Here is an 11,869-nt window from a genome sequence, read left to right as displayed (position 1 = left end):
AGCTCGGCGGCAAATCCGTCGTCGCCCGCCTGCGCGCCGATGCCGGCATCGCTCCGGGACAGACAACTCGCCTTGCCTTCAATCTCGACAAGGCCGTGTTCTTCGATCCGGACAGCCAGGTGCGGATCGGGTGATCAGTCGTCAGGCCGCGGCCGTCACGCTGAAGGTTACCGGCTCGAAACGCGAGGAGACCGCTTCGACGGTGATCTCGCCCACCATCCCGGTCGCCTCCAGCCAGAAGCCGGCGGTGCCGCCCTGCAGCGGCACATTGGCCGGGCCGACGACCCTTGCAGGTCCATGCACCTTCAGCGAAATCGTGTCGTTCATGAAGGGCAGGCGCTGGCCGCACTGGTCCAGTGCGCGGATGATGACGCGGGTGCTGTCGCGTTCGCGGGCTTTCAGCGTCGAGCTGTCGGCGACGATTTCCAGCGTGGTCGGCAAGGGATCGGCCGCCAGCGTCAGGCTGGCCACCGGCTCGCCGGCGATATAGCCGGTCAAGGTGCCGTCGATCCATTCGAGACCCCAGGTGCCGAGTTCATCCGTGGTGAAGTGCCGATGGTCGAGCACGACGGGCGGATGCGGCAGATGCGGATAGTTTTCGCGGTCCGGACCGATGCGCTTGCTGAGCACGCCGTATTGCAGCTCCACCTCGTCGCAATTGGTCAGGATGATCAGCGGCAGCACGCCGCCGATATTGCGTTCGCCGCGCGCCCAGAAGGTCGCCGGCTTCATGACGATCTCTTCGGACGGGTCGCACTGGCTGATATAGGCATAGGCGGCGAATTTCGGCTCGCGGAACATGTCCATGACGCCGTGATAGCAGATGCGGTCGCCGGAGCCGAAATCCTTGTGGGTGTTGTAATCGAACATGCACCAGCCGATGGCGCCGGAGATATCCGGATCGCCATAGGCGGCGTTCAGAACGTCGAGGTGGCGGCGCACATGCTCGGCCTGGCGCTGCTCCTGGTCATAGATCTTCGTCGGGTGCATGTGGCCGTTGAACTCGGTGATGAGGTACGGCACCTTGCGGGACAGGCCGGTATTTTCCTCCTGGCCGCGCAATGCAGTGCGCGGGCGGTTGGCGCCCGGCAGTTCCTCGTTACCGAGGATGAAGTCGTTCATCGTATAGACGTCCTCGAGCAGCTCGCTCTCGGTGATATAACGCACGCCGCCGGTCTGGCGGGTGCTGTCGAGTTCACGGGCGAGCCGGTTGGTCTCGGCGTAGAAATCGTGATCATCCTGCGATTCGTTGATGCGCACACCCCAGATGATGATCGAGGGATGGTTCCAGTCGCGCTCTATCATGCGGCGGACGTTCTCGATCGATTCCTTCTGCCAGTCGGCATCGCCGATATGCTGCCAGCCGGGGATCTCCTCGAAAACCAGCAGGCCGATCGCATCGCAGCGGTCGAGGAACCATTTCGATTGCGGATAATGCGAGGTGCGGACGATATTGCATTTCAGCACCGACTTCATGATGTCGGCGTCGCGCTCCTGGGCCGACCGGCCGGCGGCATAACCGACATAGGGGAAGGCCTGGTGGCGGTTGAGGCCGCGCAGTTTCAGCGGCTTGCCGTTTAAGAGGAAACCTTCCGGGGTGAATTCGGCGGTGCGGAAGCCGAAGCGGGTGGAGAGACGGTCGGAGCCGTGCTCGGTCCTCAGTTCGACGGTGACCTCGTAGAGCGTGGGATCGGTAATGTCCCAGAGGGCGATGCCGGTGAGACCGCCGAAGGAAAGCCTGGTGCGGTCGCCGATCGTTTCGGTTGCTGCGGTGGCGATCACCGCGCCGTCTGCCTGCTTCAACGTGGCGGTGACGGTCGCCGAGAAGCTGCGCTCCTCGGGATTGGCGATATCGACGCGGATGGTTGCCGACTTCTCCGAGGCGAGAACGTCTGTGGTTTCGATCTTGAGATTGCGAATCGAGACGGGGTCGGTGACTTTCAGCCAGACGTCGCGATAGATGCCGGCATAGGTGAGATAATCGATGCGGCCGCCAAACGGCGGGATGGCAGGGTTTTCGCTGCCGTCGATCTTGACGGTCACGAGGTTCTTCTCCTTGAGGAGCTTGCCGGTGAGGCGTGCCTCGAAGGGAGTGTAACCGTCCTTGTGGGCGATGATTTCTTCGCCGTTCAAATAGACAACGCTGTCTGCCATGGCGGCGTCGAAAACGAGCGAGACCTCGCGGCCCTCGAATTCAGGCAGCCAGCGCAGCACCTTCTGATAGGTGAAGGCGCGCTGATAGCTGGTCTCGTCGAAGTAGTTGAAGGGCAATTCGACGGCGGTATGGGGCAGGCTGACCGACCTGGCGGCATCGAAGTTTTCGAGCAGGCGCTGGCCGAAGCCCTCGTGGAAACTCCAGCCTTCGTTGAAGGAAACGACGGACCGCATCTCAGGCTCTCCCGGTCATGGCTTCGGGAGCGGCGCGGCGCCTTTCGGCGCGTGAAAATCGGGTCATCGGCTATTCCTCCGTGATGCAATAAGGTGCGAGCCAAATTAAAGAATTAGAGCATGATGTTGTCCGAAAACCGCTCACACTTTTCGGCATCATGCTCTGAAGCGAGTCACATCGAATCTCTTTCATGCGACGCGCTTTAGCTTTTTTCATGCCTGTCGTCATCCTGAACCGCTTCACGCTCGGCTACGAACATGCATCAGGCGGTCGAGCCCCAGCGCGCGGTGCAGGTGAGCGTGATGTTGTGCGGGCCTTCGATCTCGGCGTCATGGCGTTCGATCAATTCGACGACGGCATCGATGAAGGCGATGTGGTCGAGGCTCAGCGTGGTGAGGTCATTGCAATCCCAGGCGGCCATGGCGATGCCATCCTGGCCGACGATGGCAATATCGTCCGGCGTGTTTCTGCCGAGCACGCGGCGGGCGGCATCACGTGCGCCGATCGCCATGACGTCGTTGCCGCAGATGATGGCGTCGACCTTGTCACGGTGCAGCAGCAGCACCGCTTCCTTGAAGCCGGAATCATAGGAATAGTCGCCAAAGGCCTGCGCCTCGAAGGCCAGGCCGCGCTTAGCCAGCGCATCGGCAAACCACTTGCGCCTGAGCTTGTCGATCCAGCTTGAAGTGGTACCGGCGAGGTAGGCGAAGCGCTTCTTGCCGTCGCGGACAATCTTGTCGATGATCTCGTCGGCGGCCGCAGAGCCATCGATGCGGATGCTGGAGACATTCTCGTTTTCGAGCGGCTCGAAGGAGACGATGATCGGCTTGGTCGTGTGGAAGATATCGACGGCGTCCTGCATCGATACCATGTCGGAGAAGACGACGACGTGATCGACCTGATAGGTGGAGGCAAGACGCATCAGTTGCAGCCGGTCGGCGTGGTCGGCGCAGCAAAGAATGATCGGCAGCAATTGCCGTGCCTGTAGGCGGTGGACGAGAAGCTGCTGCTCCTCCGCCTCGCATGGGTTGCCGATCGCATTGACGACCAGGGCAACCAGACGCGAGCGCTGGTTGTTCAGCGAGCGGGCGATCGCATTCGGCTGGTAGCCATGTTCACGGGCGACGGCGAGGATGCGGTCCCGGGTGGCGCTGCCGATACGCGAATCCGGCGAGAAGGCGCGGGAAACGGTGGCGGAGGAGACGCCGGCGAGCTTTGCCAGTTCCTTCGAGGTGATCCGCCGTCTGTTCATTCCGCTCATCTTCAGCGCCTATCGGGCGGCGATCCTGACGGAAGCGCCGTCGGCCGCTGCCGATTCCTTAATTGCATCCCATAGCCTAGCGAATCTGAGGCCCATTTCAACGGAGCCGGAGTTTTCCATCTTTCCCTCGCGAATGGCGAGGAAATTCTTCATCGGATTGCCGAGAATCTCGGCCTCCTCGCGCGGCTCGGCTTTGCTGCCGACACTGATCTCGCGCCAGCCGCCCCAGGCGTCGATGCGTACGATCGCCTTCGAATAGAAGAAGGTGATGTAGGAAGCGCAGCCGGGAGGGCCTTCGCCAGCGGCGGTCAGTGTCGCCAGCGCGCCGTTCTTCAGCCGGGCGGAGACGGCGGTGGCGATATCCACCTGTCTGCCATGGTTGTTCATGTAGGCCGACACGCTGTCGAAATCTGAATTGGCCAGCAGGCAGACGGTGTTCATCATGTGGGCGCCGGTATCGAACATGAAGCCGCCGCCCGATATGGCAGGCTGCTGCTTCCAATGGCCGTGATAGTTGGACGACCAGCTTTCCCAGATCATGCCCGATATGGCGATCAGCGCGCCGAATTCGCCAGCGAGAGCTCGCCGGCGGGTGTCCAGTACCAGCGGCGACAGGCCGCCCTGGAAGGCGGTGACGATGGTGACGCCGCTTTTCCTCTGGGCGGCGATCAGCCTCTCGGCCTCGGCGACCGTCGTCACCATCGGTTTTTCCAGGAAGAGGTCGAGGCCGGCCTCGGCGACGGCGGTTGCCTGTTCGGCGTGGAAGGCATGCGGGGTGGAGACGTAGATAATGTCGAGTTCACCGCGGCACTCGGCGAGCATCGGGCGATAGTCCTCGAAGCTCTTTGGCTCGGATGTGCCGGCGGCGAGACAGACGTCGATCAGGCGCTGACGCGAAGCCGCCGTGGTGTCGGCGAGCGCTGCAAATTCGATCTCCGGCATCCTCACCCAGCTCTCGGCATACTCCGCCGCCTTCAAGCCGGCGCCAATGACGCCGAGGCGTAGTTTCTCAGACATGAAATTCCTCCTCGGATGCATTGTGCACACGATTACACAAGTAATGCAGTTATCGCAAGACTTATAATAGTCTGTAAAATCAATGAATTAACTTTTACGCTCGAGTCTTTTCAAAAACGCCTTGCGACTCATTGGAATACGTGTACATTTTCACAGCCGGTGCTGGAGGGCGCCGTGTGTCTGAAAGAGGGAGGATTTTTCGTTGAAGAAAACGGTTCTTGGTGGCCTGTGGGCCATTTTGCTCAGCGCGGTTTCGACCCTGGCGCAGGCTGAGACAATCCGAATTGCAAATCATGGTCAGGCCGGCATCGATGCGATGAAATCGACGGTCGAGCGGATCGAAAAGAAATATGGGGTGACCGTCGAGGTCATCGAATATCCGGCGCCCGACAAGGACTACCTGACCAAGCTGCTGACGGAGCTCGGCGCCGGCAACGCGCCCGACCTGTTCTCTATCCCGACGACGGCGGCCGTCGCCGACATGGTCGAAGCCGGCTACCTCACGCCTGTTACCAAGGCGTTCAAGGCCTGGGACGGCTATGCCAACCTCTATGACGTCGCCAAGGAGCTTGCCGTCAGCCCCGATGGCGAAACCTATGTGATGCCGTTCATGCTCGGTATCCAGGAAATCTATTACCGCAAGGACGTTCTCGAAAAGGCCGGTATTTCAACCGAACAGCCGAAGACCTGGCAGGAGCTTCTCGACCGCGCCGCCGAGATCAAGCAGAAGACCGGTGCCTACGGCCTGCTCTTCCCGGCCGGCGTCTCCTGGGGAAGCGGCGCTTTCGACGAAGGCTTCCAGCACCTGCTCGTCGGCTCGAAGACGCCGCAGCTGGTCGATGCCGACGGCAAGCTCGATCTCAATGGCGAAGGCATCAAGGATGTCTTCAACGTCTACAAGCAGCTGATCGATAAGGATCTGATGCCGACGCAGCCGCTGCTCGGACCGGAACCCTGGGTCGTGCCGAAGTACCAGATGTTCCCGGCCGGCAAGCTTGCCGCGACCACCTGCGGTTCCTGGTGCTACATTTTCGACTGGGGCCGCGAAAGCAAGAACCCGATCCCCGAGGTGACCAAGGTTGTGGGAACCTGGACGGTGCCGGGCCAGAGCAGTGGCCAGTATGTGCTCGCCAACCTCGCCGCGCCGTGGGCCGTCAATTCCAAGTCGGCCAATACCGAACTGGCAATCAAAGCGCTAATGGAGATCGGCTCGATCGAGACGCAGGTTTCCTATGCCGCCCGCATCGGCAACATTCCGGCCAGCAAGGATGCGGCCAAGAATGCCGACTTCCAGAAGCTGACGGAACTGGTTCCGATCCATGCAGCGGCCGGAAACGGCGTCTTCCTGAAGCAGGCCTCCGGTTTCGGCACGGTCTCTGAAGGTGTCGCGCGCGCCACCGAAGCATTGCTGCGCAAGGAAACCGATGCCGCCGGCGCCCAGAAGATCCTTGTCGACTACGTCAAGGAAACCCTCGGCGACGACATGGTCAAATAAGCTGGCCTTTTTACCTCGGGAGCGGGGACGCGGCGTCATCGCCCGCGTCTTCCCGCGTTCATTCGATAGACCGGTTCATACGACAAGGCCGGATTCACATGACAAGGTTTGTGAGCTTCCATGGCCCGAAACTCTCATGAAAGGCGCGCTGAGCGGCAATGGCTGCTGATCCTGCTGCCCTCGCTGGTGCTGCTTCTGGCCTTCGTCATCTACCCGGCCATCTATTCCATCTATCTGAGCTTCACCAACGAGGCGTTGACCGGGGCGGCAGCACTTCGGCCTCGCTTCGTCGGGCTCCGCAACTATACCAGGCTGTTCAACGACGCGAAATTCTGGAACTCCCTGTTCGTCACCTTCGTCTTCGTCATTGGTTCCGCAGTGGTCGGCCAGTTTGCGCTCGGCCTGATTTCGGCAATCGCGTTGCGCCGGCCGATCCGTTTCCGGCGGGTGTTCTCGTCGATCATCCTGCTGCCGAATGCCGCCCCCGAAGTGGTCGCCGGCTTCATGTGGATATCGATGCTGGCGGGTGGCGACAATGCAACGCTCAGCCGCATCGTCAGCGTCTTCGGCATCACGCCGGCCGACTGGCTGCAGGTCTTCCCGCTTTCGATGATCATCATCGTCAACACCTGGCGCGGCATCGCCACGGCAATGATCCTGCTGACCGCGGGCCTCAGCACCATTCCGGCCGAAATCTACGAGGCGGCGCGCATGGACGGCGCCACGCCGTCGCAGATGTTCCGCCGCATTACCCTGCCGCTGATGATGCCGACGATCCTGCTCTACATGCTGATCTCGGCCGTTTCCACTATCGCCGTCTTCGGCCTCGTCTACGCGCTGACGCGCGGCGGACCCGGCGGCGCCACCGAGGTCGTCAGCATTTACATCTACAACCAGTCCTTCACGTCGTTCCAGCTGGGATATGGCGCCGCAGTCGCGGTCGTTGCGCTCGTCATCTCGCTGGTTCTCGGCATTGCCTATGTCCGGGCGATGAAAGTGGAGGTCTGACATGGCCGTCGTTTCCCCAAGCGAGACCGCCAACAAGGGCCGCTCCGACCTCATCGCCTATGCGACGCTGTCGCTGATCTCGATCTTCTGCGCCGTGCCCTTCTTCTGGGTACTGCTCGCCTCGCTCGACGGCAATGCGCAGCTCTTCCTGCATTGGCCGGAGCAATGGACGTTCGCCAACTACGTGAAGGTCTTCACCAAGGAGGATGGGGCGAAGTGGCTGTTCAATTCGCTCTTCGTGGTCGGCGGTGCGACGCTGCTCGTCATGGTGCTTTCCGGGCTCGGCGGTTATGCGCTGTCGCGCACCCGGGCCTGGTGGAAGCTGCCCTTCCTCTATGCGATCCTGCTCATCCGCGTGCTGCCCCCGACCGCACTCGTCGTGCCGCTCTACAAGTTCCTGCTGACGCTGAACAATGCGGAAGCGGCAGTCCTCAGGCCAATCTTCGGCAGCTATGCCCGCGACATCATGCGCTGGACCGGCTTCATCGACGGTTATCTCGGGCTGATCCTGGTGCTGGCGACGATGCAATTGCCGCTGGCGCTCTGGATCATGAAGACTTTCTTCGACGGCTTGCCGCGGGATTACGAGGAGGCGGCGCTAATGGACGGGGCAACACTGATCCAGCGTATCCGCCGGGTGCTGATCCCGCTGGCGCTGCCGGGGCTGGCTGCGGCCGGGCTGTTCGCTTTCATGTCGGCCTGGGGCGATTTTCTGCTGCCGCTGATCTTCCTGTCGTCGCCGGAGCTGCAGACGCTGCCGCTCGGTCTCTTCCGCGCCTTCCTGCGTATCAACGAGATCGACTACGGACTGCTGACGGCGCTGGCATTCATCTACCTGCTGCCTGCCGTCATCGCCTTCAGCTTTGCCCGGCGCTTCCTCGTCCAGACATTTTCGGGCGGCGTGAAGGGCTGAGATCCAGAAAGAGAAACGGATGATCAATCTCAGAAACGTTCGCAAATTCTACGGCGCGCTCGAGGTCATCAAAGGCGTCGACATCACCGTTGAGGACGGCGAATTCGCCGTCTTCGTCGGCCCCTCCGGCTGCGGCAAGTCGACGCTGCTGCGGATGATCGCCGGCCTCGAAGGCATCGACGAGGGCGACCTCATCCTTAACGGCAAGCGCATCAACGACGTGCCGCCCGACAAGCGCGGCATCGCCATGGTGTTCCAGTCCTATGCGCTCTATCCGCATATGAGCGTTGCCGAAAATATTGGCTTCTCGCTCAGCCTGAAGAAGGTATCGGAGGCGGAGATCCGCCGGCAGGTGGAGGGCGTCGCCGAGATCCTGCAACTCACCGACTATCTCGACCGGCGCCCGGCCGCCCTTTCCGGCGGCCAGCGCCAGCGCGTGGCGATCGGCCGCGCCATCATCAAGAAACCGGCGTTGATCCTGTTCGACGAGCCGCTGTCGAATCTCGATTCGGCGTTGCGCGTGCAGATGCGCGCCGAGCTGCAGCGGCTGCACCGCGAGCTGAAAGCAACCGTCGTCTACGTCACCCACGACCAGGTGGAGGCGATGACGATGGCGGACCGCATCGTCGTGCTGAACAAGGGCCTGGTGGCACAGGAGGGGGCGCCGATGTCACTCTACCATCAGCCGCAGAATGAATTCGTCGCGACCTTCATCGGCTCGCCGAAGATGAACGTCATTCCGGTCACGGCGACGCGGGCTTCGGCGGGTGTCCTGCATCTCGACAGCCCGATCGGGCTGTCGTTCGATCTTGCCGACACGGGTGGCGCGGTGCCGCAGGGCGAGGCCAGGCTCGGCATTCGGCCGGAGCATCTGAGGATTGCACCAGAGGGGCAGGGACATTTCACGGCCGATGTCGTCATCGTCGAGCGCTTGGGCGTCGAGACCTACATGACCGTCGGCTCGCCGCAGCAGCCGATCGTCGTGCGCGCCGAGGGCGATATCGCGGTGCGGCCGGGCGATCGCGTGTCGCTGGCAGCCGATCCTGCCGCTTGCCATCTGTTCGATTCCGCCGGCCGGGTCACCCGTTCGCCTTCCGTCTAAAAACAACACGAGGAATGCCATGACAATCAAGGTCACCATCTGGAACGAGGGGCGCCACGAGCAGCTCCACAGAGAAGTTCAGGAGATCTATCCCGATCGTATCGACGGCGCGATCGCCGCCGGCATCGCCCATACGGATTTCGAAATCCGACGCGGCACGCTGGATGATCCCGATGAAGGCCTGCCGGACAGTGTGCTCGATGATACCGACGTGCTGCTCTGGTGGGGGCACATGGCGCATGAGGAGGTGAGCGACGGGCTGATCGACCGCGTGCAGCAGCGCGTGCTGAAGGGCATGGGCCTGCTTGTGTTGCATTCCGGCCATCATTCCAAGCTGTTCCGCCGGCTGATGGGCACGAATGCCAACCTGTCCTGGCGCGAGACGCCTGATGGAGACCTGGAGCGTGTCTGGGTGGTCAATCCCTCACATCCGATCGCCGAGGGGCTGCCGCCCTATTTCGAGGTCAATGCCTCGGAGATGTATGGCGAGCCCTTCGACATTCCGCAGCCGGATGAACTGGTTTTCATCTCCTGGTATTCCGGCGGCGAGGTTTTTCGCAGCGGCTGCACCTTCCAGCGTGGGCGTGGGCGCATCTTCTTTTTCAGTCCCGGCCACGAGACTTATCCGATCTATCACGACAAGATCGTGCACAAGGTGATCTCGAACGGAATCCGCTGGGCGCAGCAGAAGCATCGCGACGGCCGAATCCTGGAAAACTGGCATCGTGCCGAGCCGCTGCACGGCAGGCCGGACGGGGTGAAGGCCTGATCTTATGCCATGGGCCGGCGCCGGCAGGGCGCCGGTGCCTACGGATATTGGGCGCCGTTGGTCTTCGTGTAGATCGAATAGACCGAGCGTGTCGCGGTGATGAAGAGCCGGTTTTTCTTGGGGCCGCCGAAGGTGAGGTTGGACACAGTCTGCGGCACCCTGATCTTGCCGAGCAGCGCACCATCGGGCGAAAAGCAGTGCACGCCGTCGCCGGCACTCGTCCACAGATTGCCGCTGAGATCGAAACGGAAGCCGTCGGGATGGCCGGCTTCGATGCTGCAGAAATAGCGGCTATTGGCGACCTTCCTGCCGTCAATGACGTCGAAAACTCTTACATGGCACGGCACTTCATGTTTTGCCGAACCGGAATCGGCAATATAGAGCTTCGTCTCGTCGGGCGAGAAGGCAAGGCCGTTCGGCTGGATGAAGTCCTCGACGACAGCCTCGATCGCGCCGCTTGCCGGGTCGATCCGGTAGACGTTGCGGGTTGGCTGCTCGGGCTCGCCCTTATGGCCCTCGTAGTCCGACAGGATGCCGTAGGTCGGGTCGGTGAACCAGACGCCGCCATCGGAATGCACGACGACGTCGTTCGGCGAGTTCAGCCGCCTGCCCTTGTAGCTGTCGGCGAGAACGGTGATGCTGCCGTCCGTCTCGGTGCGGGTGACGCGGCGGCGGCCATGTTCGCAGGAGACCAGCCGGCCCTGCCGGTCGCGGGTATTGCCGTTGACGTAGTTGGAGGGCGAGCGGAAGACCGAGACTGTCCCATCCGGTGTCCAGCGCATCATGCGTTCGTTCGGGATATCGCTCCACAGAAGGCAGTTGAGGTCGGAAAACCAGACCGGGCCTTCCGTCCAGCGGCAGCCGGAATAAAGCTCCTCGAGCGCGGCGCTGCCGATGACCAGAGCGCCGAAACGTTCATCGCGAATGTCGTAAAGCGGATTGTCGGCCACGCCAGTTTCCTCCTGAATGCTGTCGCCTTCTTCCTAGCTACAAACGCGGGCAGGTGCCAGAGCCCGCCAATTGAAATGCCGAGCGCTTGCTTCTTTAAAGCGCCGCGACCGGATGCGGCGAGCCGTCATAAGCACCCCAGATCGACTGGTCGAAGCAGATGACCGAGCCGGTCATCAGGCCGGATTCGGCCGATGACAGATAGGCGCAGGCGCGCGCCACCTCATGCGGGTCGACGAGGCGGCCGAAGGGCTGGCTTGCTGCCGCCTTCTCCAGCCAGTCGGCGGGCGCGTGGTGAAATTCGCGCTGGATCCGATCCTCACCCTCGGAAGCCATCCAGCCGATATTAAGGCCGTTGACGCGGATACGGTTGCGCAGCAGCGCATAGGCGGTGTTCTTCGTCAGCGTTTCCAGCGCGCCCTTGGAGGCGCAATAGGCGGCGATGAAGGGCTGGCCCGCCTTGGCCGACATCGAGCCGATATTGACGATGGTGCCCTCGATCTTTTCGCGACGCATGACCTTCACCGCTTCCTGCATCAGGAAAAACGGCGCACGCACATTGACCGCGAACATGGCGTCGAAGAGTTCAGGGCTGGTATCGAGAATAGTGCCGCGGTCGGTGATGGCGGCGGCACTGACCAGCGCGTCGACACGGCCGAAGGCCTCATCGCAGGCACGCACGACATTCTGCGCATCCTCGACCTTGCCGAGATCAGCTCCGACGTAGAGGACCCTCACGCCCGTCGCAGCCGAAATCTCTGCGGCCTTCGCCGTGCCCTTGGCTTCGTTGCGGCCGCAAATGACGATGCCTTCCGCGCCGCGTTCGGCGAACAGACGGGCGATGGTCGCGCCCAACCCTTGCGTGCCGCCGGTGACGATAGCGATCTTGCCGTCGAGGCGGCCGTGATCCGTGCTCATGTGGTTCCTCCTTGGTGATGATATGCGAATGGCCTTCCGCGGGTGCGGG

Annotated in this window: 10 protein-coding genes and 1 pseudogene; 6 read left to right on the top strand and 5 right to left on the bottom strand. The window is 62.0% G+C overall.

Annotation, left to right across the window (positions count from 1 at the left end):
* Positions 1-134: pseudogene (locus tag HJB89_RS16795) on the top strand (sugar ABC transporter ATP-binding protein); the annotation flags it as partial.
* 7 nt (positions 135-141) lie between these two features.
* Here HJB89_RS16795 and HJB89_RS16790 read toward each other — a convergent pair.
* The 3 genes from HJB89_RS16790 to HJB89_RS16780 form a co-directional block, all read right to left on the bottom strand.
* On the bottom strand, positions 142-2,388 hold the full coding sequence (locus tag HJB89_RS16790; protein ID WP_221150229.1) for a glycoside hydrolase family 2 TIM barrel-domain containing protein: 2,247 nt from the start codon (positions 2,386-2,388) through the stop codon (positions 142-144).
* Positions 2,389-2,651: 263 nt separating this feature from the next.
* Positions 2,652-3,650 carry a LacI family DNA-binding transcriptional regulator gene (locus tag HJB89_RS16785; RefSeq protein ID WP_207581914.1) on the bottom strand — a complete coding sequence of 333 codons (999 nt, stop codon included), beginning with the start codon at positions 3,648-3,650 and terminating at the stop codon, positions 2,652-2,654.
* Between the two features lie 9 nt (positions 3,651-3,659).
* Positions 3,660-4,667 (bottom strand): Gfo/Idh/MocA family protein, encoded by a 1,008-nt coding sequence (locus tag HJB89_RS16780; protein WP_207581913.1) that lies wholly within the window; start codon positions 4,665-4,667, stop codon positions 3,660-3,662.
* Between the two features lie 202 nt (positions 4,668-4,869).
* Here HJB89_RS16780 and HJB89_RS16775 point away from each other — a divergent pair, with 202 nt between their 5' ends.
* The 5 genes from HJB89_RS16775 to HJB89_RS16755 all read left to right on the top strand — a co-directional run bounded on the left by HJB89_RS16775 (position 4,870) and on the right by HJB89_RS16755 (position 9,954).
* Complete coding sequence (locus tag HJB89_RS16775; protein WP_221116577.1) at positions 4,870-6,162, top strand: ABC transporter substrate-binding protein; 1,293 nt, start codon at positions 4,870-4,872, stop codon at positions 6,160-6,162.
* Between the two features lie 120 nt (positions 6,163-6,282).
* Entirely contained in the window at positions 6,283-7,170 is an 888-nt protein-coding gene (locus tag HJB89_RS16770; RefSeq protein WP_221116578.1) for a carbohydrate ABC transporter permease, read from the top strand.
* A gap of 1 nt (position 7,171) precedes the next feature.
* The gene (locus HJB89_RS16765) at positions 7,172-8,083 is read left to right on the top strand and encodes a carbohydrate ABC transporter permease (protein WP_207581910.1); all 912 of its coding nucleotides are present in this window, start codon (positions 7,172-7,174) and stop codon (positions 8,081-8,083) included.
* 19 nt (positions 8,084-8,102) lie between these two features.
* Positions 8,103-9,185, top strand: a complete 1,083-nt coding sequence (locus HJB89_RS16760; RefSeq protein ID WP_207581909.1) for an ABC transporter ATP-binding protein — start codon at positions 8,103-8,105, stop codon at positions 9,183-9,185.
* 19 nt (positions 9,186-9,204) lie between these two features.
* Complete coding sequence (locus HJB89_RS16755) at positions 9,205-9,954, top strand: ThuA domain-containing protein (protein WP_207581908.1); 750 nt, start codon at positions 9,205-9,207, stop codon at positions 9,952-9,954.
* Positions 9,955-9,992: 38 nt separating this feature from the next.
* Here the strand turns inward: HJB89_RS16755 and HJB89_RS16750 are convergent, their stop codons facing one another.
* Both HJB89_RS16750 and HJB89_RS16745 read right to left on the bottom strand, forming a co-directional pair.
* Positions 9,993-10,904 carry an SMP-30/gluconolactonase/LRE family protein gene (locus HJB89_RS16750; RefSeq protein WP_207581907.1) on the bottom strand — a complete coding sequence of 304 codons (912 nt, stop codon included), beginning with the start codon at positions 10,902-10,904 and terminating at the stop codon, positions 9,993-9,995.
* Positions 10,905-10,998: 94 nt separating this feature from the next.
* Positions 10,999-11,820 (bottom strand): SDR family oxidoreductase, encoded by an 822-nt coding sequence (locus HJB89_RS16745; RefSeq protein ID WP_221150227.1) that lies wholly within the window; start codon positions 11,818-11,820, stop codon positions 10,999-11,001.
* Between the last annotated feature and the right edge of the window lie 49 nt (positions 11,821-11,869).

Source organism: Rhizobium sp. NZLR8 (assembly GCF_019685025.1).
Classification (GTDB): Bacteria; Pseudomonadota; Alphaproteobacteria; order Rhizobiales; family Rhizobiaceae; genus Rhizobium.
The sequence above is the reverse complement of the archived record's forward strand: the minus strand, read 5'-3'. Positions and strand labels throughout refer to the sequence as shown.